We start from the raw sequence: 24,221 nt of genomic DNA, 5'->3' as shown, positions 1-24,221 counted from the left end.
CGCCTCAGAAGTCGCCGGTGCCCCCGCCTCCGTCGAAACCGCCTCCGCCGCTGTCGGATCCGGTATCGCCGCCGCCGAAGTCGGCGTCACCGCCTCCGCCGCCCCATTCCTCGGGGGCCTGGCCGGGGTCCGCCTCGGGCGCGGGCTGGTCGAAGCCCTGGGCGTGCTCCTCCTCATGACCCATCCGGCCCAGCTCGTAGCCCAGCAGGCCGCCGCCCACCGCACCCGCCGCCGCGCCGAGTCCACCCGCCATGCCGGGGCTCATGCCGCGTCGGCCGCCGTAATTCGGGTCGTAGCCGGGATCGCCGCCGGGGCCATAGCCGCCCGGGCCGTAGCCGCCGGGCTGATTACCGCCGCCGGGGAAACCGCCACCGCCTCCGCCGCCGCGTCGTCGCCGCAGAAACGCCACCACCGCGAGCACGACCCCGGCGATGACCACGAGCGGGCACAGCACGCTCCACAGACTGAAGCCGTTGTTGTGATGGCTGGGTTTGGCCTGCGGCGCCGGATGGTTGGCCCGGCTCGGCGCCGGAGCGGCCTGATTGGCCGCCTGGGCAAGCGAATTCAGCGCGCCGATCGTCGCGGCGGTGTAGTCGCCGGAGCCGAAGCCGTTCTTGAACGCCGCGACGGCCGGGGAGGCGTCTTTGATGTGGGAGTTGGCTCCGGTGCGGATCGCCAGGTGTTTGGATTTGGTGTTGATCGCGACCACCACGTCGTTGGGCGCGGTGACATGCGACTGGGCCTCCTGGTCGAAGGCCGCGCTGTTGTCCGCGAGTCGTTCCGTGGTGAAGATCTGCACCGGATCCGGCACGGCATCGGCCGCATCCTTCACGCGCCCGGCATCGAGCACATGCGAATCGTCCTTGATGGTGACCGGCCCGGCCGCCGCGGGTCCGGCGGATATCAGCAGCAGCGCCGCCAACATTCCGAGCATTACCGCACCATGTCTGGCCATAGCGCACTCCCCGATCGTGCGAGGCTCCTGCCACCCCGCGCCATTCGCGAGACTACCGGCTGGTCGGAGCAGACCGAAGGGTTTGCTCGCGAGTCGAGCCGTTTACCAGGAACTTCTTCGCTAAAGGGTGCGGATCTTCGTTCGGCTACTGACAGCGCCGAGGTTGCCGGATACGGTGCTCGGGTCGCTTGGGGAACGATCGCTAGGGGGTTTCAATGACGAACAGATGTGTCATCGATACACAGGCGGTGCTGCGCTTCGGAAGCGTTGCGCGACAAGCCTTTCGAGATCTCGACCGCGTCGCGGCGCGATCGGTGGAAACCATCGCCCTGATCGCGGAATCGGTGCCGGACAGTCGCACGGTACCGGCCTGGTGCGAGACCGCCTGCGCGCTCGCGAATCTGGTGCAGCGCGGCGCCGAGCGGTTCGGCGGGCTGGCCGAGCATGTCGACCGCACCGCCATCGCCTTCGACCGCTCCGACCGCGCGGTCGCGACGGGGCTCGAACGATCGGCGGTGCGGATATGACCCCGCCGCGTTCGATACTCGCCAATTGGCGCGCCGCGTCGGCCGCCGAATCTCTGCGCGCGGAATTCGATCGGCACATCCAGGAGGTGGAGGCCCTGTCGGCCCGCGTACTCGACGAATGCCGGCGACTCGACGGCGACGGCTGGCAGGGCGCGGCCTACGATGCCGTGCTCGCCCACGTCGAGACCTCGCACAACCACAGCCGCCTGCTGTGCGCCCGCGCCGAGAAATTGCGCGACACCGGGGTGCGCGCCCTGTCGGATCTGCATCACACCGGCCTCGCGCTCCTGGATTACGTCGCCGACGCCGAGGCCGCCGGTTGCGTGGTCGCCGACGACTGGACCGTGACGGCCGACCCACAGTCGTTGGCCGCGGAATGGAACGAGGTGATCACCGAGGCCGTCGCGGCCGTCGCCAGGGCCGACGAATCCGGCCATCGGGCCATCAGGGCGGCCCTCGGTGAAATGGTCCATCCCGCGGCGTTTCTCACGCTTCCGGCGCTGCCCGTCGAAGGCGAGGGCGCGTTCGTCGCGGTCACGGCCGAACAACTCCTCGCCGTCATGCCCGAACTTCCGGTCGACCGGGCGCGGGAGTATCTGCCCGCGCTCAATGCCGCGATGCGGGAGGGCGAGATCGTCACTCCACTGCGGCAGGCCGCGTTCCTGGCGCAGATCGCCCACGAGAGCGGTGAATTGCGGTACTTCGAGGAATTGGGCGATGAGGAGTATTTCCGGCAGTACGACCCCGACGGGGCGAATCCGGGCGCAGGTAATACCGAACCCGGTGACGGCCCCCGCTATCACGGTCGAGGGCCCCTTCAGCTGACCGGGCGAGCCAACTATCGGGCCGCCGGTGCGGCGCTGGGCCTCGACCTCGAGGGCAGCCCCGAATTGGCGGCCGGTCCCGAGGTTGGGTTCCGAATTGCCCAGTGGTACTGGACCATTCGCGATATCAACACCCTCGCCGACGCCGGGGATTTCGTGGGTGTCACCCGCGCGGTCAATGGTGGCGAGCATGGTCTGGCCGCCCGCGAGACCTATTACCGCCGCGCCCTGGCGGTACTGGCATGAGCGGCAACGGTGTTCGGCCTCGATGTGTCCCGGCGGTGCTGGTCATGGTCGGATTGATCATCGCTTCCGGTTGTGCCGATGGGCTTTCGGGGCCGCCGACGGCGAAATCGGCGGTGGGAGTGCGGGGCGATGCCCTGACCGCGGCGGGCAGGCGGCCGTTCGTCTATCGCTCCCATGACGAGTTGGTGCTGGCCACGCCGGAGCGGATCCTCGCCCGGCAGCCCGGGGTTTACGCCGATTTCGGCTTCACTCGCGATAATTCGCGGGTCTTCGTCCTCGACGATGCGGGTGGACTGCGTTCGTTCGATGCGGCGGGCGGCGCGATGTCGTCCGCGCGAATCGACTGCCGATGCGAGCGGATCTTTCCGCTCGAGGGAACGACCGTCGGCTGGTGGCAGTCCGGCGGCTTCGCCCGGGCGGATCTGCGTGATCCGAAACAGGCTGTGCCCGTGGCGGTTGCGCTTCCGCCACCGCCCGAGTCGCTCGCACCCGGCAATGTGCTGTCCGCGCCGAGGCTGATCGCCGCGGACGCCACCGCGCTGATCATCGATCGGATCGAGGCCCCGTCCGGCGCGACCTGGGGTATCAATCACCTGTTCCTCGTCGATCCCGATACCGGCGCGGCGCGAGGACTGGGCCGAGTCGACGGCATCAATACCGCCCTGTCGCCCGGTGCGTTCCGAGCCGACGGGCGGGAGGTGGTGTTCGCCGGGTACTCCCGCGACGGAAAGTCCTGTGGTACTGGACATCTGGTGGTGGTGACGCTGCCCGAAGGTCGCATCGATCCCTTCGGACTGCCCGAGCTGTCCACCTGCTCCTCGGTGACGGATCTGCGCTGGGCCGGTGCCACCGCCACCGCGACCGGACTGCTGTGGGAGCCCGCCGCACCGGATCGGCTGACCGGCACGGCGGTGTGGACCCGCACCGGCGCGCAGTGGGATCGACGCGGTGATGCCGACACGCTGCGCTATGCCGCGCTCACCCCGCGGGCGGCGGTGCGAATTCAGCGCTCGGGGATGGATCGCGTCCATACCGTGCATTCGGGCGATCTCGTACTGTCGGTCGCCACCGAGATGCGGGTGCTGGCCCACGATATCGTCGATATCCGGCTGCCCTGGGCGCTGCCATGACGGCTACCCTGCGCATAGGCGTCGAGGTCAGGAGTAGCGCGTGTCGACCGTGGTCCGGGCGACCATCAAACCCAACAGCGGCAAGGGCCCGCTCGTCGAAACCCTCGACGACGGCACTCTGCGGTTGTACGTGCGCGCTCCCGCCGTGGAGGGTAAGGCCAACAGGGCCGCGATCGAACTGCTGGCCGCTCATTTCGGCGTCGCCAAGAGTCGTGTGCGCCTCACCGCCGGCGCGACGTCCCGATTCAAGCGTTTCGAGATCGACTGAATCCGACCCGAACTCAGCCCTCGGTCTCGGGCTGGGCCAGTCGCGCCCGCAGCCGGTCGTAGCCGAGCGTGGTCAGCACCCCGACCACGATCGCGAAAACCACGCCGACCCCGCACATCGCCAGCGCCCGGGTCAGTCCGGCCGCGGCGCGGGCATCCAGGTACAGGATCGAGCGAACGCCGAGGTAGACCTGATGCATGGGTTCGAATTCCGCCAGCGCCCCGTACAAAGGCGGTGTGGCCTCGATCGGCATGATGCCGCCGGAGGACGGCAGGCCGAGCGCGATGAAGATCAGCATATTGATCGGCATGCCCAGGTTGTTCAGCACCGGCAGTCGCAGCGCGGAGGCGACGGTCGCCACGACGGCCAGGTTGGCCAGCGCGGTCATACCCATCGCGAGCGCGGCGAAGACGCTGAAGCAGTACAGCGTCAGCCGATGTCCGATCGGCATCCCCAGCGCGGACGCGATGAGCTGATAGCTCCCCGCCATCGCCAGGGCCACCACCGCGATCAGCGCCCATTTGAAAAGCAGTGCGCGCCACGGCGAGATGGTCGGATCGCCCTGGGTGACGGTATCGACGCCGACATTGATCAACTGGCTGCCGGTGACGCCCGCGAATACCACCAGCAGGGTGTAGTAGAAGGCGGAGATCCCGTTGGCCGTGCCCTCGGGCAGCGCCGCGTATTGCGTCACGGCGACGTGCACGGGTTCGGCGAGTGTGACCAGGGCCGCGTCCGACATCGATACGCCACCGGTCCGCGCGCGTTCGGTCACTGTCGTGCCGAGTTCTCGATTGATGCCGTCGAGTACAGGGGTGATCAGCTGTGTGGTCAGGGTGACCGCGGTCGTGCCCGCGCGCGGATTGGTCTGCACCTCGATGCTCGGCGCTGTCGTGGGTCCCGGGCCCGGCTGGGTGAGGGCGGTCAGCCGGTCGCTGAAGTCCTCGGGGATCCAGATCGCCCCGTAGACATCGGCGAGCGACAGCTGCCGGTCGGCCTCGGCGGCGTCGGTGATCCGCAGCCGGACCTGATCGGGAGGAAACGCGGCGCGGACCCGCTCGGCGACCTCGTTGCCGTATTCGCCGCGATCGTTGTTCACCAGCACCAGCGGAAAGTCGTGCAGATTCCGCTGCGGATGCAGGATGCTGCCCAGATACGACAGCGCCAGCAGGCTCAGCAACCCCATCGCGATGACGAGCGGGACCGCCCACAGCTTGTGGTCCCAGCCGGAAGGAGCGTCTTCACCGTCCCCGTCGATCGTCGGCGTCACAGCGCGACGCTAACAGCACACCTTCGGCAATCTCCATTCGACATGCGGCGCGGGCGGTCACACCGCCCCGGGGAATCCCAACTGCCGCCACGCCTCGTACACCGCGACCGCCGCGGCGTTGGACAGATTCATCGACCGCCGCCCGGGCAGCATGGGAATGCGCAACTGATCGGTGACGCGCGGATCGATGAGCACCTCGTCCGGCAGGCCCGTGGGCTCCGGTCCGAACAGCAATACATCGCCCTTGCGGTAGGCGATATCGGTATTGCGCGTGGTCGCCCGCGCGGTGAAGGCGAATACTCGCTCGGGACGGATGGTTTCCCAAGCGGCCGAAAGGTTTTCGTGCACGGTCACCGAGGCCAGGTCGTGGTAGTCCAGTCCGGCGCGGCGCAGCTTCGGCTCCGACAGATCGAATCCCAGCGGCTCGATCAAATGCAGTTCGCACCCGGTCCCGGCCGCCAGCCGAATGGCATTACCCGTATTGGGTGGAATCCGAGGCTCGAAGAATACGACGTGCAGCACGGCTGTCAGTATCCCTCGCCCTATCGGACGGCCGGTCGCACGGGGCGTGTCGACCGACCGTCCGGACCGCTGTCACTCCTCCGGCAGTCCCAGGCCGTGGGCGAGGGTCGGCCAGGAGTTCTTGAACTCGTCCTGCCAGTAACCCCAGGAGTGGGTGCCCGCGCTGTAGTGAACGGTGGCGGGAATGTCCAGGGAGGCGAGCTTATCGGCCATGCGGTGGGTGCAGTAGCTGGTGGCGCTTTCGATGGTGCCGCCGACGAGGATCTGGTTCACCAGGCCGAGCGGGCCGAGTTGGTTGGTCTTGCCGTCGATTTGGGTTCGGCCGTCGCCGAGCTGTTCCTCGCGGCCTTCGATCGTGTCGTACTTGCCGGGGCGGCCGGTGCCCGAGGACAGGTACAGCTCGACTCCGCGCAGTTCCTCGGCGTGCACGTAGGGATCATTGGCCACCCATTCCGGCGATCCCGGCGGGCCCCACATATTCGTCGGATCGCCGCCACCCGCGGCGACCGCGGTGCGCACGAAGTAGGTGCCGGTCGGATCGCTGGTCTGGGCGCAGCCGCTGTAGGAGGCCGCCACCTTGTACAGGCCCGGCTTCGCAATGGGAAGGGCCAGAACGGAAGTGCCGGAGGTGGAGATACCCGCGATGCCGTTGACCCCGTTGGTGCCCAGCGCCGCATCCATCAGCGGGGGCAGCTCCTCGGTCAGATACGTCCGCCACTTGTTGCGGCCCAGGGTCGGATCGTCGTTGATCCAGTCGGTGTAGTAACTGGCCTTTCCGCCGATCGGCAGGATCAGATTCACATTCCGGTCCGAAAGGAACTGGCGAACATCGGTTTGCGCCTGCCAGGACGCGACGCTTTCACCGGCGTCCAAACCGCTCAGCAGATACAGGCTCGGTCGGGGTTGGGAGGTATCGCCGGGCCGCTGGATCTCCACGGGAAATGTCTTGTCCATGGCCGCCGAGTACACCTGCAGCCGGACGCTGTGATCGTCGATCTGTTCTCCGTCGACGATCCGGGATCCGTCATCCGCCACCGCTCCGGTGAATATCGAGTCCAGCACAGCGGTCGGTTCGGCGGTCGCGGCACCGGCGCCGAACGAGCTCAGAACTCCGAGGAGCAACCCGGTTACCACGCTGTTGCTCACCAGTCGAGTAGATCGAGAGATACGAGGGGATGCGCTGGCGGTCAGGGTCATGCGTCCCAGCTTTCAACATCGCAATTCCACCGGCAGGCAGCGACACGCCCCGGGCTCGGGCGATCCGGAAGATCAGGGGTCTTCTTTTTGCGATTACAACAATTGAGCAGCGGTTTCGGCTGCGCAGAGCTCTCCTGCGATTCCTGGGCAAAATGCGATGGGAAATCAAAGATTATGAGGAAACTTATCGGAAGAAAGGATCTAGACTGGTTTGTTATCTGGTTGATACTGAATCTAATCCTGTTTGTTTGCTGGCTAATAACTGAAATCAGAATCGGGTTGTTAAATTGGAGCTCGAAAGGATCCATCCGAACACGAGTTACCACGCCGCACGGGAGACGCCGCTCATCGGCGTATCGCGCACGGCGTCGGGGCCGGCCTCGAGGCGCAGTCCCCCCTGCCCGTGCGTCGGGGCCGGCCCGCACCAACGGTGAATTCCGAACGCGGGCACCGGGCCCGGGGAAATTGGGCTGCGGCTTTATAGCGTCCAGGGTGATGCGAGAATATCGGCGTGACCGAAGCGCCCGAGTCCCACGCCCATCAGCACGGCCCGATCGGACGATTCCTCCGGACCAATCTGCCCATACTCCTTGTGGCGGCGGTGCTGGTGGTCGCCGCGGTGTTCGTCGCCCAGGATCGCTGGCGGCGTGGCGCATTCGTGGTCGGCGGCGCGACCTTGCTGGCGGGCGCGTTGCGGTTGTGCCTGCCGACCCTGCGAGTCGGCCTGCTGGCAGTGCGCAGCAAGCCGTTCGATGTCGGTGCCTATACCGTCCTCGGGGGGAGCATCATCGCCCTGGCGATGACGATCAGCAGCCTGGGCGTCGCCTGAACCTCAGTTGCGCGCCTTGCGGGCGAGTTCCATCGTCTCAACGAGAAGCCTGCCCACGGCCTCGGTTTCGGTGAGGAATCCGTCGTGCCCGTCGCGCGAGTGGACCACCTCGAGCTCCTTGCAGCCGGGCAGCAGATCCGCCAACTCCTGTTGGGTGCGCAGCGGATACAGCCGATCGGAGTCGACGCCTCCGACGACGCAGGGCACCTCGGTGGCGGTCAGCGCGGCTTCGATACCGCCGCGCCCGCGACCGATGTCGTGGCGGTTCATGGCCTCGGTGAGCAGTACATAGGTGGCCGGGTCGAAGCGCTGAACCAGCTTCTGCGCCTGGTACTCCAGATAGCTCTGCACCGCGTAGCGGCCGCCGTCGCGGGGATCCTCGTCGCCCTGCGCGGAGTTCTCGAAGCGGTGGTCGAGTTCGAATTCGGTGCGATAGGTCAGGTGCGCGATGCGGCGCGCCAGGCCCATACCGGTGGTCGGTACGCGACCGGTGCCGTGGTAATCGCCGCCCTGCCAATCCGGATCGGCCTTGATCGCGGCGATCTGGGTGGTCTGGGTGCCGATCTGATCCGCGGTGGCCCGCGCCCCGACGGCCAGTACCAGTGCGGCGCCGACGCGCTGCGGATGGCCGACCATCCACTCCAGAACGCGCATACCGCCCATCGATCCGCCGACCACGGCCGCCAGGCGCTCGATGCCCAGCAGATCGAACAGCGCCACCTCGGCGGCGACCTGATCGCGGATGGAGATCTCGGGAAAGCGTGTGCCCCACGGGCGTCCGTCGGGCGCGATCGACGACGGGCCGGTGCTGCCCTTGCAGCCGCCCAACACATTGGTGGCGATGACACACCACTCGCCGGTGTCCAGCGCGGCCCCCGGGCCCACGATGCCGTCCCACCAACCGGGCAGCGGATGCAGTGCGTCCGGTGCGCCGACCACATGCGAATCGCCGGTCAGCGCGTGTTCGACCAGGACGACATTGTCCAGATTCGGCGACAGCTCACCCCAGCGCTGCACCGCCAGCTCGACATCCTGGATCACCGCGCCGTTCTCGAGGCGCAGGTCGCCGATGGCGACCGTCTCGAGGCGTCCGTTGGGTGGGGGCAGCAGTGCGGCCGCCGTGCTCGATTCGATACTCACGGTCACCGGGCCGCCGCCGTCCGAAGAGAACACACGGCTTCGATGGTAGCGACAGGTTTGTCGCCCTCGATTTGAAAGGCTCGGGGCGCGGTCGGGTTACTCATAGGCCTGCTCCAATGGGTCGCGCTTGCTCCCGACTCTCGGGAGCCCGGTCATCACCCGGAGCACCCCACCGCAACTGGAGGGTTGCCGACCAGCGAGCCGGGGCTTGGCGCTGGCACTCATGACCTGAAATGGATGGTAACCGATCGCCTCCGCGCGACGCGAACAGTGCCCCCTCGCTGAATGCGGCTGCGCTCAGCCGATCGCGGTGGTTTCGACGGCGTGATCGTCCGTGTTGCGCTCGGCGCGGCAGCCGCGCGTCAGCGGCAGGACGCAGCGCTGGACGAACTCCTCGAACGCGCCGCGCACCGCGCTGATGCTGGCGCGGGCCGACTCGACGGGTTCGCGTTCGGTGAGGGTGTTGTCGCATTCCATGCCGGTCCGCAGAATCGCGTGCCAGGTGCCCGCGATCAGGCGAACGGTCAGCGAATCCGGATCCGTGCCCAGGCGCTCGGCCAGGGTGTTGTGGATCGTGACGGTCTTGGTATCGGCGAGTTCCATGCTGCGGGCGCGAACGGTCGGGCTCGCGCGCACGATGCGCTGCATCTGCTGGAACCACTCGAAGGGCAGGGTCTGCCCGGCGATGCTCGCCTCGGTCACGGCCAGATACGTATCGAACAGGGCCTGCAGCTCATTGCCGGTGACGGGCTGATTGCGCAGCTCGTCACCGATGATCTGGCCGAAGTCCTGGAGGGGCGCGAGGACGATGTCCTCTTTCAACTCGAAGTAGCGGTTGACCGTGCGCGGGGAGACGTCCGCGGCGTCGGCGATCTGCTCGACGGTGGTCGCATCGAAGCCCTGCGCATCACACAGACGCAGCGCGACCTCGATGATCCGGCGTCGAGTCTGCTGCTTCTTGCGTTCCCGGAGGCCGGGCTGGGCTGGTGACTCGAGCATGCGTCCATCCTATCGCCATCGACGCCCATCGTGGCGAGACCAGCCAAATGTCGGACTGCGACATTTTTCCCTTGACGCCAAATGTCGTTCGATGTCAGGATTGCTGACAACGTTCCAATGACGCAACGGAACTGCTTCCTCCCCTTCAGGAGTCCCCTCATGACCGAAACCGGGACCGCAGAACTCGTTCCCTCCCGAACCTCGGCCGCGCGCAACGGCTCGGCCCGCTGGTGGGCCCTCGGCGTACTCGCATTGGCCCAGCTCATGGTGGTTCTGGATGCCACCATCGTCACGATCTCGCTGCCGTTCGCCCAGCGTGATCTCAATATCAGCGACGGCGACAAGCAGTGGATGCTGACCGCGTACACGTTGATCTTCGGCGGCCTGTTGCTGCTCGGTGGCCGGCTGGCCGACTATCTGGGTCGCCGCCGGATGTTCCTGGTGGGCCTGGTCGGCTTCGCCGGGGCATCGGCGCTGGCCGGGCTCGCCCAGAACGCGACCGAACTGTTCGCGGGGCGCGCGCTGCAGGGCGCGTTCGCGGCCGTATTGGCGCCGGCGGCGCTGTCGCTGGTGTCGATCACCTTCACCGAGGCGCGCGAAAGGGCAAGGGCCTTCGGCGTTTTCGCGGGCGTGTCCGCGGGCGGCGCGGCGATCGGCCTGATCGCGGGCGGTGCGCTCACCGAATACGCGGATTGGCGCTGGTGCCTGCTGGTCAATACGCCCGTCGCTTTGCTGGCCCTGATCGGCGCGCTGGTGTTCGTGATCAAGGATGTGCCCGCCCCGCGGACCGGCGGTTACGACGTGCCCGGCGCGGTGACGGTCACCCTCGGCCTGATCTCGGTGGTGTACGGCTTCAGCCGCGCGGCCGAGGACGGCTGGCTGGCCTCGACCACGCTGGCGCTGCTGATCGCCGGCGTCGCATTGCTGGCGGCCTTCGTCGCGATCGAGCGGCGCTCGGCGAATCCGCTACTGCCCCTGCATATTCCGGGTGAGATCAACCGTGGCGGCTCATATCTGGTGGCTTTGCTGATCCCGATCGCGATGTTCGCGATGTTCATCAACCTGAGCTACTACCTGCAGATCACCCTCGGCTACAGCTCGTTGAAGGCGGGCGTGGCGTTCCTGCCCTTCCCGATCGGCATCGTGATCTCCGCGGGCGTGGCCAGCGCGCTGCTGCCCCGGATCGGCCCGCGACCGCTGATGATCGCCGGCGCGGTGCTCGGCATCGCCGGGCTGCTCTACCTGGCTCAACTGAGCTACGGCGACAGCTTCGCCACCAGCGTGCTGCCCGCCATCGCGCTGATCGCCCTGGGTATGGGTGCGACCTTCGTATCCATGCAGACCACGGCCCTGCATCAGGTCGAGGCTGAGGATTCGGGCGTGGCCAGCGCCCTGCTCAATGCCGCCCAGCAGGTCGGCGGCGCGATCGGTACGGCCCTGCTGACCACGATCTCGGTGCAGGTCGCCAAGAGCTACGCCGAGAACAACCCGACCATCGACAATGTGATGGCCCGCGCCGCGATCCACAGCTACGACGTGGCCTTCTACATCGGCGCGGCGTTCTTCCTCGTCTCGATCGGCATCGTCGCCCTGATGATCCGCGACAAGCCGGAGAACCTGCTCGAAGGTGATGAGCACGCGGCCGTTATGGCGGTGTGAGCTCGGGTCCCTCGCCCCGGCCGCCAGGCCGGGGCGAGGGCGTTCCGTTCCTCACACCCCCCGCTGGAATCGGAAATCTGGTCGCGCGTTATTCATATTGATGCGGGGCTTGTCTCCGCGGAGGTGGCGATCTGTCAGCGGGACGTCCGCTGGAAGTGAGCCACGACCTACCAGTACGCTTGTCTTGTTAAGCACCCATAGTCCCGTGGACAACGCGGGGCGTATACGTTGTCTGTTGAACAGCTAGGGTCCGCTCACAAGCGTGTTCGCCTGGCCGTGCAATGGGAGCACCTTCCTAGGAGGACACGAAGATCCATGTCCAAGATCAAGGTTGAAGGGACCGTCGTCGAGCTTGACGGCGACGAGATGACCCGGATCATCTGGCAGTTCATCAAGGACAAGTTGGTCCACCCGTACCTCGATGTGAACCTCGAGTACTACGACCTCGGCATCGAGTACCGCGACAAGACCGATGACCAGGTCACGGTCGATGCCGCCAACGCCATCAAGAAGCACGGCGTCGGCGTCAAGTGCGCGACCATCACGCCGGACGAGGCCCGCGTGGAGGAGTTCGGCCTCAAGAAGATGTGGCGCTCGCCGAACGGCACTATTCGCAACATCCTCGGCGGCACGATCTTCCGCGCGCCGATCATCATCTCCAACGTCCCGCGTCTGGTTCCGGGCTGGACCAAGCCGATCATCATCGGCCGTCACGCCTTCGGCGACCAGTACCGCGCCACCGACTTCAAGGTGCATCAGGCGGGCACGGTCACGATCCAGTTCACGCCGGAGGACGGCAGCGAGCCGATCGTCCACGAGGTTGTGAAGATGCCCGAGGACGGCGGCGTCGTCATGGGCATGTACAACTTCAAGAAGTCCATCGAGGACTTCGCGCGGGCGTCGCTGAACTACGGTCTGCAGCAGAACTACCCGGTCTACATGTCGACCAAGAACACGATCCTGAAGGCCTACGACGGCATGTTCAAGGACACGTTCCAGGAGATCTACGAGACCGAGTTCAAGAACGAGTTCGATGCCGCGGGTCTCACCTACGAGCACCGGCTGATCGACGATATGGTCGCCTCCGCGCTCAAGTGGGAGGGCGGCTACGTCTGGGCCTGCAAGAATTACGACGGCGACGTGCAGTCCGACACCGTGGCGCAGGGCTTCGGCTCGCTGGGCCTGATGACCTCGGTGCTGCTCACCCCGGACGGCCGGACCTGTGAGGCCGAGGCCGCGCACGGCACCGTGACCCGGCACTTCCGTCAGCACCAGCAGGGCAAGCCCACCTCCACCAACCCGATCGCCTCGATCTTCGCGTGGACCCGTGGCCTCGCCCATCGCGGCAAGCTGGACAACACCCCCGAGGTCATCGGTTTCGCGCAGACCCTCGAGGATGTCGTCATCAAGACCGTCGAGGACGGCCAGATGACCAAGGACCTGGCGCTGCTGGTCGGCGGCGATCAGGGCTACCTGACCACCGAGGAGTTCCTCGGTGTGCTGGACGCGAACCTGGCGCGCGAACTGCGCTAGCCGCCACCGTTTTCCGGCGTGCTTTTTGCCGGAACTTCGTGCCAGGGCTGTGAGCGCGAAGCGAAGATATCCGGGCACCCGCCCCCACCGCATTCCGGTGGCCGCGGGTGCCCGAATTGCATTCCGGGGCAGTTGCTCCCGGGCCGCTGTCCGGTTGCGGACATTTGCGGATTCGGCCCGGATCCGCGCGTGGTGATCTGCGTGACAGCGCGGGCATTTCCGACAGTCGCGCAGTAAGTTGCTTTCAGATGAAATCAGTTGTCCGCCAAGGCTCTTGGTTGACGGTTGCACTCGACGCGAACCGGCCGGAGCGGGCGGTGAGTGAGATCACGTTTGTTTTGGCTTTAAAGGCCGCGATCTGCTGTGTTGCTCTTGGTCGTGGCCTCCGTAACCGCGCCCGTCGTGGCCTCCCCTTCTGTACCCGCCTTCCCGGCCGTCCACCAGCACGGCCATTCCGGCATCCCCGCGCGCACGAGTTGGCATATCCCCGCCATGCTCGCGTTGGCGCTCGGTGGTTTCGGCATCGGCACTACCGAATTCGTCACCATGGGTTTGCTGCCCAATATCGCTCATGCCCTGAATGTTTCCGAACCGACTGCCGGACATGCGGTCTCGGCGTATGCCCTCGGCGTGGTCGTGGGCGCGCCGGTCATCGCGGCGCTGTGTGCCCGGGTGCCGCGCAAGCGGCTGCTCATCGTGCTGATGGCGGCGTTCGCGCTGGGCAATGCCGCATCGGTGATCGCGCCGACATTCAATACGCTGTTGCTCGCGCGGTTCGTCTCCGGGCTGCCGCACGGCGCCTACTTCGGCGTCGCCTCGCTCGCGGCCGCGACACTCGCACCGGTGGGGCAGCGGGCGAAAGCGGTTGCTGCCGTTATGCTGGGGCTGAGCGCCGCCAACGTTGTCGGCGTTCCCGCCGCCACCTGGCTGGGTCAGCATCTCGGCTGGCGGGATGCCTATGTGGTCGTCGCGCTGATCGGATTGGCGACCGTCCTCGCGATCGCGAAATTCGTTCCCGAGCTCACCGGCGTGCGGGTGACCGATCCCCGCACCGAACTCGGCGCGTTGCGTCGCTCGCAGGTGATCCTGACGCTGCTGGTCGGCGCGATCGGCTTCGGCGGGATGTTCGCGGTGTACACCTACATCACCACCACCCTCACCGATGTGGCCGGCATGCCGGTGGGCTACGTGCCGATCGTGCTCGCGCTGTTCGGGCTGGGCATGATCGCGGGCAATATCATCGGCGGCGTAATGGCCGATCGCGGTGTCGATCTCGCGGTGTACGCGGCGATGATCTCGATGGTGATCGTGCTCGCCGCCTTCATCGCGGCCGCGCACAATCCGTTCACCGCCGCGATCGGAGCCTTTCTCGTCGGCGGAACCGGCGCCGCCCTGGCGCCCGGCCTGCAGACCCGGCTGATGGATGTCGCCCACGACGCCCAAACCCTCGCCGCCGCCCTGAACCACGCCGCCCTCAATATCGCGAACGCGGCGGGAGCCTGGCTGGGCGGAGTCGTCATTGCCGCGGGCCTCGGTTACACCGCCCCCGCAATGGTCGGCGTCGCCCTCGGTATCGGAGGCGTCCTTCTGTTCTCCCTGACCGTCTCCCTGACCCGGCGCGGTCGTGCCCACGCGCAACTCCACGAGACCAGCGAGCGCCTGGTTGTCGAGGCCGCCGAAGCGGTCGTGGTCCCGCGCCGCAACTCCCGCGCCGCCCTGAGCTCGGGCACGGCCCGCCTGTTCAACCGCTGCGTGACCCCGCAACGCCGTACTCGCTTCTCGCGTCGCTGAAGTGGACAGGCAACACGTAAAAGGGAAGTAGGGTTTCGTGGTGGTGAGGGGAGTGGGTGGAATTGATCATCCACTTCCGTGCAGATCTGAATGTAAGTGTAGAATCGCCGGAATGACCAGGTCCGTGGTGCCCAAGCCGCAGCGTCGCACGCAGGAGCAGCGCAGTAGTGAGATGCGGGTGCGGTTGTTGGATGCGACTATCGACTGTTTGGTGGAGTTCGGGTACGCGGGGACCACTACGCCGCGGGTGGCCGAGCGGGCGGGGGTGACTCGGGGGGCGCAGGTGCATCACTTCGGGTCGAAGAACGATCTGGTGGTGGCGGCGATCAGTCATCTGGCGCAGCGGCGTACCGAGGCGGCGATTCAGGAGCTCGGGCGGGTTCGGGGCGGGGACGATCCGATCGGCGTCGCGCTGGATTTCATGTGGGAGTTGCATCAGGGACCGCTGTTCATCGCGGCGATGGAGCTGTGGGTGGCGGGCCGGACCGATCCGGTGCTGGCCGCGGCGCTCGAGAAGGTCGAGCCGTTCGTCAACAACGCCGTGTTGATGGCGGTATCGCAGCTGGTCCCGGATGAGATGCAGCGCAAGGAGGTTCGCGACTTCGCCTATACGGCGATGGACACCCTGCGCGGAATCCTGGTGTCCAACTTCATCTCTCCCGATCCCGAACGCGCGCACCGTCGTTGGCGACGCGCCTCGGCCCATCTGCGTCGCGCGGCCGTGGCGGCCCTGCCGGGGCTCGGCCTGTCCGACTGAGCTTCGGTCGAACCCCTACAGCCCGTGGGCGTGGGCCACCGAATCCAGGAAGCTCCACAGATCGGCCCGCTGGTAGGAGTCGGGCGTTTCGTCGCCGCCCTGGAACGGGAACGGATGGGCCGCGTAGACCTGACCCGTATCCAGCGGCCCGAGGTGATCGCAGATGTCCGAGACATGGTCCGGCCGTAGGACGAAATCGGCGAACCGCGGTTCGGTGAGGACCTGATCGGCGAATTCCCAGACGCTCACGAAGGGCCCGTACCCGGTGGCGCCGGCGCGATAGGGATAGAGGATGGCGTAATCGCCGGTGTCCAGGTTCGCGAGAAACGCGTGCCCGAGGCTGGAATAGCCGACGACAGAATCGAAATGGGCGAAGTGGGGCGCCCAGCTGGGGATGGCCTCGGCGGTCGGTACGGGCTCTATCAGCCGGAAGCAATCGGAGGTCACCGGCCCATCCAACCAGGTCCCCGCCCCTTGGTTCCAATACACCGTACAACGCTGGATGTATGTAACGAATCAGCGACATGACCGGCCCATGGGCGGGGTATCCGAGCTCACTCTTGCAGGGTTACATACAGCTCTGTATGTTTGTTTTCGTCCGGTCGGAACCGACCACGGGCAATCCCGTCGCCGCCACGCGGCCGACGGCCAGATGTGAGGAGTTCGATGGCGAACAAGGTCTACGTCGTCGGCGTCGGCATGACGAAGTTCGAGAAGCCGGGGCGGCGCAAGAACGAGGACGGCAGCGACTGGGACTACCCGGATATGGCGCGGGAGTCGGGTACCAAGGCCCTCGCGGACGCTGGAATCTCCTATGACGAGGTGCAACAGGCCTTCGTCGGCTACGTCTACGGCGAGTCGACCTCGGGTCAGCGCGCGGTCTACGAGCTGGGTATGACCGGCGTCCCGGTGGTCAATGTCAACAACAACTGCTCCACCGGTTCCACCGCGCTCTACCTTGCGGCGCAGGCGGTTCGGGGCGGGCTGGCCGACTGCACGCTGGCGCTGGGCTTCGAGAAGATGAAGCCGGGCTCGCTGGAGGCGACCTACGACGATCGCGAACAGCCCATGGGCAAACACATCCTCGCCCTCGCGGAGATCTCCGAGGTGCTGTTCCCGGTGGCGCCGTGGATGTTCGGCGCGGCCGGTCGCGAACATATGAAGAAGTACGGCACCACCGCCGAGCACTTCGCCCGCATCGGGCTGAAGAATCACAAGCATTCGGTGAACAATCCGTACGCGCAGTTCCAGGACGAGTACTCCCTGCAGGAGATCCTGGACGCGCGGATGATCTACGACCCGCTGACCAAACTGCAGTGCTCGCCGACCTCCGACGGTTCGGGCGCGGTGATCCTCGCCAGCGAGGCCTTCGTCGATCGGCACAATCTCGCCGCGCAGGCGGTGGAGATCGTCGGCCAGGCGATGACCACCGATTACAAGTCCACCTTCGACGGCAGCGCGAAGAACATCGTCGGCTACGACATGACCGCCCAGGCGGCGCGCAAGGTGTACGAGCAGGCGGGACTGGGCGCGGACGACTTCCAGGTGATCGAGTTGCACGACTGCTTCTCGGCCAACGAACTGCTGACCTACGAGGCGCTGGGACTGTGCCCCGAGGGCGAGGCCGCCAAGCTCATCGACGACAACCAGACCACCTACGGCGGCAAGTGGGTGGTCAATCCCTCCGGCGGCCTGATCTCCAAGGGACATCCCCTGGGCGCAACGGGTTTGGCGCAGTGCTCGGAGCTGACCTGGCAGCTGCGCGGTCAGGCCGACAAGCGTCAGGTCGAGGGCGTCACCGCCGCGCTGCAGCACAACATCGGCCTGGGCGGTGCGGCCGTGGTGACGGCATACCAGCGCGCCGACCGCTGACTTTACGAAATATCAAGGGAGAGAACAGATGGGCCACATCGAGTACACCAAGAAGATGTCCGCGAACCCCGAGGCCCTGTGGGCTGTCGTCGGCAATCCCAACACCTGGGGTGAGTGGTTCTCCATTCACGAGCGCTGGATGGAGGAGCCGCCGAGCACGCTCGCGCAGGGCAACAAGCTGGTGGCCAAGGTCGTCATGCTGGGTATGGCCAACAAGTTCGAGTGGAATGTGGCCGCGGTCGAGGCGCCCACCAAGCTGACCCTCACCGCCAGCGGAATGGCCGGTGTGAAGGTCGAATTCACCTTCGAGATCACCCCCGCGGGCGACGGCAGCGAGCTGTCCGTCAAGGGCGATTTCGAGGGCGCGCTGATCAAGGGCGCGCTGGGCAAGGCCGTGGAGAAGGACGGGCTCAAGCAGCTGGAGAAGTCGCTGGACGCGTTGGACTCCCTGGCCGCGGCGTGAGCGTCAGGCCCGGAGGAGGCAGCTTGCGTAACCACGCAGGGCCCCGCGAACGCCGATTGGATACAGCATGAGCGAAACCACCTCTCGGGTGGTGGAATTCGACGATGCGGGACTGGGTGTCTGGAGTGACGAGGAGACCTTCGAGGTCACCCGGGACCGCATCGCCGAATATGCCGCCGCCACCAACGATCCCATCGCGGCCCATCGCGACGGCGAGGTCGCCTCGCCGATCTTCGCGATCGTGCCGGTCTTCGACGCCATGATGGTGCCCGTCATCGATGTGGCGCCGATGGATATCTTCGGTCGAGTGCTGCACGGCGAGCAGGACTTTCACTTCCACCGCCCGATTCGGCCGGGGGAGAAGCTGACCGCGCGGGCGCGCGCCGTCGGCTACACCGGACGCGATAACGGCAGCTCGATCACCATTCACATCGAAACCCGCGACGACGCGGGAGAACTGGTCAACGAGCAGTATCTGACCGCGTTCTTCCGCAATATCGACGCGGGCAAGATCGTCGGCGAGGCCGCGCCGGGTCACAAGTTCCCGGAGGAGTTGCGCGGCGTCGATCCGGTGGCCGAGGTGAGCCAGCACATCGATCACGACCAGACCTTCCGCTACGCCCCGGCCTCGGGCGATCCGGTGCCGCTGCATCTGGACGAGCAGGTCGCCAAGGACGCCGGACTGCCCGGCATCATCGCGCACGGACTGTGCACGATGGCCTTCGCGTCGTGGGCGGTGCTGACGACGGTCGGCGGTTCGGACGTCCATCGGCTGAAGCGTTTCGCGGTGCGATTCGCCAAGATGGTCTTCCCCGGTGACGACCTCACGACCCGCATCTGGCAGGTGAAGTCCGAAAACGGCTCCACCACATACGCATTCGAGACCTCGCGAGGTGAGGACGTCGTGCTCAGCGACGGCCTGGCCGAGATCGCGGACTGACAGAGGAGACAACAGATGGGCGCACTGGAAGGCAAGGTCGCCGTCATCACCGGCGCCGGGCGCGGGATCGGGCGCGAGCACGCGCTGCTGTTCGCCCGCGAGGGCGCGGCCGTGGTCGTCAACGATCTGGGCGGCGACAACACCGGTGAGGGCAACGACGCGGGCCCGGCGCAACAGGTCGTCGACGAGATCGTCGCCGCGGGCGGCCGGGCGGTCGCCAACACAGACAATGTCGCGCTGTGGGACGGCGCGAAGGGGCTGGTCGCTCAGGCGGTCTCGGAGTTCGGTTCGCTGGACATCGTCATCAACAATGCGGGCATCCTGCGCGACGGCTTCATCGCCGGACTCGAGGAACTGCAGTGGGACGCGGTCATCGCCGTGCACCTCAAGGGCCACTTCAATGTGCTGCGCCACGCCGCGGCGTATTGGAAGGAGCAGTCCAAGGCCGGTAATCAGCCCAATGCCGCGGTGGTGAACACGGCCTCGGCCTCGGGCACCACGGTTCCCAATGCCGGTCAGGCCAACTACGGCGCGGCCAAGGCCGGAATCGCCGCGCTCACCCTGGTGGCCGCCGACGAACTCGAGCGCTACGGTGTGCGGGTCAATGCCATCGCGCCGATCGCCCGCACCCGGCTCACCCTGGCCACGCCGGGGATGAGCGCGATCTTCGAGGCCGAGATTCCCGAGGGCGAATTCGATCCGTTCAGCCCGGCCAATATTTCGCCGCTGGTGGCCTACCTGGCCTCCGACAAATGCCCGATCACCGGCAAGGTGTTCGCGGTGCAGGGCGAGGCCATCTCGGAGTTGGCGGGCTGGCACGACGTGAAGACGATCGAGACCGACGGGCCGTGGTCCATCGACGATATTTCCGCTCGTCTGCCCTGAGTCGTGAAGGAGAACAACGATGTTCGAGTGGTCCGAGACCGATGAGCTGATCCGCGACGCGGTGCGCGGCTTCATCGAAAAAGAGGTGCGACCGAAGGTGGACGGCCTCGAGAGCGGGGAGCTGTCGCCCTATCCGGTGATCCGAAAGCTGTTCAGCGAGTTCGGTATCGACGCGATGGGCGCGGAGGCGGTCGGGAAACTGCTGGCCAAACAGCGCGCTCGCGAGTCCGGCGAGGCTCCCGCCGAGAAGAAGGAAAAGTCTTCGTCGGGCGGCGCGCCGTTCAGTGGTCAGGAATCGCTGATGGCGGTCCTGGTCGGCGAATTGTCCGGTGTCTGTATGGGTTTGGTCACCGCCATGGGCGTCAGCATCGGTCTCGGGGCCACCACCATCCTCTCGCGCGGCACGCTCGCGCAGAAGGAGCGGTGGCTCGAGGACATCGTGACCATGAAGAAGGTCGCGGCGTGGGCGATCACCGAACCCGATTCGGGCAGTGACGCTTTCGGCGGTATGAAGACCTACGTCAAGCGCGACGGCGACGACTACATCCTCAACGGGCAGAAGACCTTCATCACCAACGGCCCCTACGCCGATACGGTGATCGTCTACGCCAAGCTCGAGGAGGGCGAGGCCGATAAGCGCAACCGCAAGGTGCTGACCTTCGTGCTCGACAAGGGGATGGAGGGGTTCACCCAGGGCAAGCCGTTCAAGAAGATGGGCCTGCATTCCTCGCCCACCGGCGAGCTGTTCTTCGACAATGTCCGCCTCGGCAAGGATCGACTGCTCGGGGAGACCGAGGAGCACAAGGGTGGTGACGGCCGCGAGAGCGCGCGGTCCAGCTTCACCGCCGAGCGCATCGGCGTGGCCTTCATGGCGCTGGGCATCATCAACGAATGTCACCGGCTCTGTGTGGATTACGCGAAGAACCGCAAGCTGTGGGGCCAGGAGATCGGCCGTTTCCAGTTGGTGCAGCTCAAGCTCGCCAAGATGGAGATCGCCCGAATCAACGTCCAGAACATGGTCTTCAACGCCATCGAACGCGCCCGCGCGGGCAAACCGCCCACCCTGGCCGAAGCCTCGGCCATGAAGCTGTACTGCTCGGAGACCGCCACCGACGTCGCAATGGACGCCGTCCAACTATTCGGCGGCAACGGCTACATGACCGAATTCCGAGTAGAACAACTGGCCCGAGACGCCAAGTCCCTGATGATCTACGCGGGCAGCAACGAAATCCAGATAACCCACGTAGCCAAGGGCCTGCTGGGCAACTAGCACACCTGAAAGGTTCGCGGCCCGTCTCGTCGTTCAGCGGCCGAAGCGCATGCGCGAAGCGCGAGTCTCGGCCGCTGAACGACGAGACTCAGGGGCCGCGAACCCGCCGGAGCGAAGCGGAGGCCATTGAGCACAGCGCGAGGCTCGAGTGCTGAACGACGGGACTCAGGGCCGCAAACCCCGCCGGAGCGAAGCGGAGGCCAAAGATACGGCCGGCGGGTCGGGGTCGAGGGGTTTGCCCGGCCCGCCGGCCTATTCATACCGCGCGCAGGTGCGAGCGGCTGGCATAGACGTGTTCGGCTATCAGGGTGGCTATGCGGTCGGGCGCTTCCAGCATGGGGACGTGGCCTACGTCGTGCATGAGGATTCGGTCGGCGGATTCGGGGAGTTCGCGCAGGAAGCGTTCGGCGTAGGGGTGATTGGGGATCACCCGGTCGTATTCGCACATCAGCAGTCGCACGGGTGTCGGCAGGTCCGACAGGTTCGCCAGGGCCTCCCAGCGCAGCCCGCTGAGCAGCATGGGCACCATGGCCGGGCAGTTCAGGGCCGAGGTGATGGCCGCCTCCAACGAGCGCTGTGAGACCGTGCTCGCGTTCTTGGTGAGGAACAGCGAGGCGAATTTGCGGGCGGGCGCGCTGAATCGGACCGCGGGCGGAATGCGCTTGCCGACCTCGACCACCGGCAGCAGGCTCAGGAATTTCAATCCGACCCACAGCTGCATGAGCGACGGACTGGGCCAGCCCCCGGCCGGTGCGATCGCGGTCAGCGTTCGGGCGCGGCCGCGGCGGGCCAGTTCGAATCCGACCCAGGCGCCCAGCGAATTACCCGCGATATGACATGTGCGCCAATTCAATTCGTCCAGCTGATCCTCGATCTGATCGGCCAGCGCGTGCACATCGAGGTACCAGCCGTTCAGCTCGGGACCGCCCCAGTGTCCGCGGAACGCCGGGGCGAAGACCTCGCAGGTACCCGACAATCGAAAGGCCACCTGCTCCCAGCAGTGCGGCGACAGCATGAAACCGTGCAGTAGGAGCAGGGGATCGCCGGAGCCGGTGTGCAGGGCTGTCGTCGGCGTGAGTGGGGCGGTGCGAGACGTCATGGCCGTCACCCCTTCCTGGACCTCGATGTCCACAGGGAGTGTGTCTGAGCAGAATTGTACGGTCGGTTTGCGCCGGCGTGCCCGAATACGTCCAATATGTTGTGGTCGGGGTAATCGACCCGTAATTCCTTGCGGCGGATGTCATATCGAGGCCCGATCGAAGAGATTTCGTTGCGCCGGAGTGGCCGCGCCGGGGGATCTGGTCCCGGGACGGTACCGTCGGTGCGTGGCGCAAATCATCAGCACGATCAACGTCAACGGCATTCGGGCCGCCACCGGCAAGACCGGTAAGGGGATGCTCGAATGGCTGGCCGTCACCGAGGCCGACGTCATCTGCCTGCAGGAGACCCGGGCGACCGATGAGCAGACGCGTGCCGCGCTGGCCTCGGTGCTGGACAACGGGTGGTATCTGTCACATGCCGAACCGGGTTCGAAGGGCCGCGCGGGTGTCGGCATCCTGTCGCGCCGCGAGCCGCGCGCGGTGCGGGTCGGCTTCGGCAGCGCGGAATTCGACGGTATCGGCCGCTATATCGAGGCCGAATTCGACGAGGTGACCGTGGCCAGCGTGTATGTGCACACCGGCGAGGCCGATACGCCGATGCAGGACGAGAAGTACCGCTTCCTGGGCGAGCTCGGGGCGCATATGAAAGGGCAGGCCCGCGACTTCGTGATCTGCGGCGACTGGAATGTCGCGCATACCGAACTGGATATCAAGAACTGGAAGGGCAACGTCAAGAACGCCGGCTTCCTGCCCGGCGAGCGCGCCTGGATCGATGAGATGCTCGCCGCGGGTTACGTCGACGTCGTGCGCACGCTGCATCCGGGCGTACCCGGCCCCTACAGCTGGTGGTCCTATCGCGGCCGCGCCTACGACAACGACGCGGGCTGGCGCATCGACTACCACCTGGCTCGCGGCGAGATCGCGGGCCGCGCCAAACAGGCCGTGGTGGAGCGCGCCGCGGAATACGCGCTGCGCTGGTCGGACCACGCGCCGGTGACGGTGCAGTACCGATGAACCTGTCCGGCAAGCGGATCCGGGGCCTGCTCGCACTGGGTGGGCTGGCGATCGTGCTGGTGGTGGCGCTGCTGGCGTCGCGGGGGACATCGAATCACTCCTCGTCGGCGCAGGCGACGAGCGCCAGGCCCGCCGCGACGAGTACCACGGCCGCGGGGCCGAGCACCACCTCGCCCGCCGCGGCGCTCAGCAGTCGCGCGTCGGGGGTGCCCGATCGCGCCTTCGACACCCTGCGCGAGATCGATGCGGGCCGCTGGCCGGATTCGGCGAACGCGCCGGGCACCAAGGGCGGCGATCAGTGGATGAACCGCGGCGGCTCGCTGCCGAGAAGTGATTCCTCCGGCAAACAGATCTCCTATCAGGAGTGGGACGTCAATCCGAAGCGGCGCGGCCAGACCCGCGATGCCGAACGCATCGTCACCGGCAGCGACGGTTCGGCCTACTACACCGGCGACCATTACCAAACGTTCACCCGGATGCGCTGAGCTGGCAGCAGAATCGCGAACAGGAGGGTAGTGATGAGTTCTTCGATGACGCTGTCGCAGTTCCTGGCGGCCGGGCGGGTGACCGAGAGGGTGACGGCCGCACCGATTCTCGGCGTGGTCACCGCGGCGGACCGGGAGTTCAGCGGGGTGCGCTATCAGGCCCCGGAGGGCTATGTGGTGCGCGAACTGCGCGGCGCGAAAATGCGCACCCTCGCCGGTCTCTACGACGAATTCGCCGCGGCCTTCCAGTTCCCGTACTACTTCGGCGAGAACAAGGACGCCTTCGACGAATGCCTGCGCGACCTCGACGATTTCGTCGGCCGCGGCGACGGTTACGTGATCGTGGTCCGCGACGGGGAACAACTGCTCGCCGACGAACCCGGGCAGCACGACTGGTTCGTCAGCGCCATGCGTGACGGCGCGGACTACTGGGCCAAACGCGACACCGTCTACCGCGTGGTCCTGCAGGGCGACTCCCGGCTGCCGAACGCGGTCGCCGTCACGCTGTGAGATCGATCCAATAGCGGGAATTCGGCGGGCGGCCG

The 24,221-nt window shown here is 66.5% G+C and carries 25 protein-coding genes and 1 riboswitch; of the genes, 17 read left to right on the top strand and 8 right to left on the bottom strand.

All coding sequences use genetic code 11. The features are described 5' to 3' along the window. Positions 1 to 4 precede the first annotated feature (4 nt). Positions 5 to 955 (bottom strand): hypothetical protein, encoded by a 951-nt coding sequence (locus tag NP4_RS39880; RefSeq protein ID WP_147288012.1) that lies wholly within the window; start codon positions 953 to 955, stop codon positions 5 to 7. 215 nt (positions 956 to 1,170) lie between these two features. Here NP4_RS39880 and NP4_RS13670 point away from each other — a divergent pair, with 215 nt between their 5' ends. Genes NP4_RS13670 through NP4_RS13655 form a run of 4 tightly spaced genes read left to right on the top strand, consistent with a single transcriptional unit; the run spans position 1,171 to position 3,950 of the window. After that, the gene (locus tag NP4_RS13670; RefSeq protein ID WP_067997346.1) at positions 1,171 to 1,482 is read left to right on the top strand and encodes a hypothetical protein; all 312 of its coding nucleotides are present in this window, start codon (positions 1,171 to 1,173) and stop codon (positions 1,480 to 1,482) included. Then, entirely contained in the window at positions 1,479 to 2,552 is a 1,074-nt protein-coding gene (locus NP4_RS39875) for a glycoside hydrolase family 19 protein (protein ID WP_082875833.1), read from the top strand. Before NP4_RS13670 ends, NP4_RS39875 begins: the two co-directional genes overlap by 4 nt. Next, complete coding sequence (locus NP4_RS13660) at positions 2,549 to 3,682, top strand: hypothetical protein (protein WP_147288011.1); 1,134 nt, start codon at positions 2,549 to 2,551, stop codon at positions 3,680 to 3,682. The genes NP4_RS39875 and NP4_RS13660 overlap by 4 nt, the downstream gene beginning before the upstream one ends. A gap of 40 nt (positions 3,683 to 3,722) precedes the next feature. Continuing rightward, positions 3,723 to 3,950 (top strand): DUF167 domain-containing protein, encoded by a 228-nt coding sequence (locus NP4_RS13655; RefSeq protein ID WP_062513735.1) that lies wholly within the window; start codon positions 3,723 to 3,725, stop codon positions 3,948 to 3,950. 13 nt (positions 3,951 to 3,963) lie between these two features. Here the strand turns inward: NP4_RS13655 and NP4_RS13650 are convergent, their stop codons facing one another. The 3 genes from NP4_RS13650 to NP4_RS13640 form a co-directional block, all read right to left on the bottom strand. Beyond that, the gene (locus NP4_RS13650; protein WP_082875832.1) at positions 3,964 to 5,220 is read right to left on the bottom strand and encodes a YhgE/Pip domain-containing protein; all 1,257 of its coding nucleotides are present in this window, start codon (positions 5,218 to 5,220) and stop codon (positions 3,964 to 3,966) included. Between the two features lie 57 nt (positions 5,221 to 5,277). After that, positions 5,278 to 5,742 (bottom strand): tRNA (cytidine(34)-2'-O)-methyltransferase, encoded by a 465-nt coding sequence (locus NP4_RS13645; RefSeq protein WP_067997340.1) that lies wholly within the window; start codon positions 5,740 to 5,742, stop codon positions 5,278 to 5,280. Positions 5,743 to 5,814: 72 nt separating this feature from the next. Then, positions 5,815 to 6,849, bottom strand: a complete 1,035-nt coding sequence (locus tag NP4_RS13640) for an alpha/beta hydrolase (protein WP_373863833.1) — start codon at positions 6,847 to 6,849, stop codon at positions 5,815 to 5,817. A gap of 601 nt (positions 6,850 to 7,450) precedes the next feature. Here NP4_RS13640 and NP4_RS13635 point away from each other — a divergent pair. Then, positions 7,451 to 7,768, top strand: coding sequence for a DUF3017 domain-containing protein (locus NP4_RS13635; protein ID WP_245998257.1), 318 nt, complete (start codon positions 7,451 to 7,453; stop codon positions 7,766 to 7,768). Between the two features lie 3 nt (positions 7,769 to 7,771). Here the strand turns inward: NP4_RS13635 and metX are convergent, their stop codons facing one another. Then, positions 7,772 to 8,914: a homoserine O-acetyltransferase MetX gene (gene metX / locus NP4_RS13630; RefSeq protein WP_067997462.1), complete on the bottom strand. Its 1,143-nt coding sequence runs from the start codon at positions 8,912 to 8,914 to the stop codon at positions 7,772 to 7,774. Between the two features lie 112 nt (positions 8,915 to 9,026). Further along, a riboswitch (SAM riboswitch) is annotated at positions 9,027 to 9,137 on the bottom strand. Positions 9,138 to 9,205: 68 nt separating this feature from the next. Further along, positions 9,206 to 9,907, bottom strand: a complete 702-nt coding sequence (locus tag NP4_RS13625) for a TetR family transcriptional regulator (RefSeq protein WP_067997337.1) — start codon at positions 9,905 to 9,907, stop codon at positions 9,206 to 9,208. 159 nt (positions 9,908 to 10,066) lie between these two features. Between NP4_RS13625 and NP4_RS13620 the strand changes: the two genes are divergently transcribed. The 4 genes from NP4_RS13620 to NP4_RS13605 all read left to right on the top strand — a co-directional run bounded on the left by NP4_RS13620 (position 10,067) and on the right by NP4_RS13605 (position 15,647). Next, entirely contained in the window at positions 10,067 to 11,566 is a 1,500-nt protein-coding gene (locus NP4_RS13620; protein ID WP_067997334.1) for an MFS transporter, read from the top strand. 315 nt (positions 11,567 to 11,881) lie between these two features. Next, positions 11,882 to 13,099, top strand: coding sequence for an NADP-dependent isocitrate dehydrogenase (locus NP4_RS13615; RefSeq protein WP_062506221.1), 1,218 nt, complete (start codon positions 11,882 to 11,884; stop codon positions 13,097 to 13,099). A gap of 492 nt (positions 13,100 to 13,591) precedes the next feature. Next, a complete protein-coding gene (locus tag NP4_RS13610; protein ID WP_082875830.1) occupies positions 13,592 to 14,890 on the top strand; it encodes an MFS transporter in 1,299 nt (432 codons plus the stop codon). A gap of 112 nt (positions 14,891 to 15,002) precedes the next feature. Further along, positions 15,003 to 15,647: a TetR/AcrR family transcriptional regulator gene (locus NP4_RS13605; protein ID WP_067997331.1), complete on the top strand. Its 645-nt coding sequence runs from the start codon at positions 15,003 to 15,005 to the stop codon at positions 15,645 to 15,647. A gap of 15 nt (positions 15,648 to 15,662) precedes the next feature. Here the strand turns inward: NP4_RS13605 and NP4_RS13600 are convergent, their stop codons facing one another. Continuing rightward, the gene (locus NP4_RS13600; protein WP_082875829.1) at positions 15,663 to 16,094 is read right to left on the bottom strand and encodes a DUF1851 domain-containing protein; all 432 of its coding nucleotides are present in this window, start codon (positions 16,092 to 16,094) and stop codon (positions 15,663 to 15,665) included. A gap of 219 nt (positions 16,095 to 16,313) precedes the next feature. Between NP4_RS13600 and NP4_RS13595 the strand changes: the two genes are divergently transcribed. The 5 genes from NP4_RS13595 (at position 16,314) to NP4_RS13575 (ending at position 21,077) form a co-directional block, all read left to right on the top strand. Beyond that, complete coding sequence (locus NP4_RS13595) at positions 16,314 to 17,519, top strand: lipid-transfer protein (RefSeq protein WP_067997329.1); 1,206 nt, start codon at positions 16,314 to 16,316, stop codon at positions 17,517 to 17,519. A gap of 28 nt (positions 17,520 to 17,547) precedes the next feature. Continuing rightward, positions 17,548 to 17,982 (top strand): type II toxin-antitoxin system Rv0910 family toxin, encoded by a 435-nt coding sequence (locus tag NP4_RS13590; RefSeq protein WP_067997322.1) that lies wholly within the window; start codon positions 17,548 to 17,550, stop codon positions 17,980 to 17,982. Positions 17,983 to 18,049: 67 nt separating this feature from the next. Beyond that, the gene (locus tag NP4_RS13585) at positions 18,050 to 18,922 is read left to right on the top strand and encodes a MaoC/PaaZ C-terminal domain-containing protein (protein WP_067997319.1); all 873 of its coding nucleotides are present in this window, start codon (positions 18,050 to 18,052) and stop codon (positions 18,920 to 18,922) included. A 15-nt stretch (positions 18,923 to 18,937) separates the two neighbouring features. Continuing rightward, positions 18,938 to 19,807 carry an SDR family oxidoreductase gene (locus NP4_RS13580; protein WP_067997317.1) on the top strand — a complete coding sequence of 290 codons (870 nt, stop codon included), beginning with the start codon at positions 18,938 to 18,940 and terminating at the stop codon, positions 19,805 to 19,807. Positions 19,808 to 19,826: 19 nt separating this feature from the next. After that, positions 19,827 to 21,077: an acyl-CoA dehydrogenase family protein gene (locus tag NP4_RS13575; RefSeq protein ID WP_067997313.1), complete on the top strand. Its 1,251-nt coding sequence runs from the start codon at positions 19,827 to 19,829 to the stop codon at positions 21,075 to 21,077. Positions 21,078 to 21,333: 256 nt separating this feature from the next. On the opposite strand, the gene ephH is transcribed toward NP4_RS13575, so the two are convergent. After that, a complete protein-coding gene (ephH, locus tag NP4_RS13570) occupies positions 21,334 to 22,176 on the bottom strand; it encodes an epoxide hydrolase EphH (RefSeq protein WP_067997458.1) in 843 nt (280 codons plus the stop codon). 226 nt (positions 22,177 to 22,402) lie between these two features. Here ephH and NP4_RS13565 point away from each other — a divergent pair, with 226 nt between their 5' ends. The 3 genes from NP4_RS13565 to NP4_RS13555 are packed head-to-tail and all read left to right on the top strand — an operon-like array spanning position 22,403 to position 24,186. Continuing rightward, on the top strand, positions 22,403 to 23,191 hold the full coding sequence (locus NP4_RS13565) for an exodeoxyribonuclease III (RefSeq protein WP_082875846.1): 789 nt from the start codon (positions 22,403 to 22,405) through the stop codon (positions 23,189 to 23,191). After that, on the top strand, positions 23,188 to 23,676 hold the full coding sequence (locus tag NP4_RS13560; protein ID WP_067997311.1) for a guanyl-specific ribonuclease: 489 nt from the start codon (positions 23,188 to 23,190) through the stop codon (positions 23,674 to 23,676). Before NP4_RS13565 ends, NP4_RS13560 begins: the two co-directional genes overlap by 4 nt. 33 nt (positions 23,677 to 23,709) lie before the next feature. After that, a complete protein-coding gene (locus NP4_RS13555) occupies positions 23,710 to 24,186 on the top strand; it encodes a barstar family protein (protein ID WP_067997307.1) in 477 nt (158 codons plus the stop codon). Positions 24,187 to 24,221 lie beyond the last annotated feature (35 nt).

This window comes from Nocardia pseudobrasiliensis NBRC 108224, from assembly GCF_001613105.1.
Lineage (GTDB): Bacteria > Actinomycetota > Actinomycetes > Mycobacteriales > Mycobacteriaceae > Nocardia > Nocardia pseudobrasiliensis.
The sequence above is the reverse complement of the archived record's forward strand: the minus strand, read 5'-3'. Positions and strand labels throughout refer to the sequence as shown.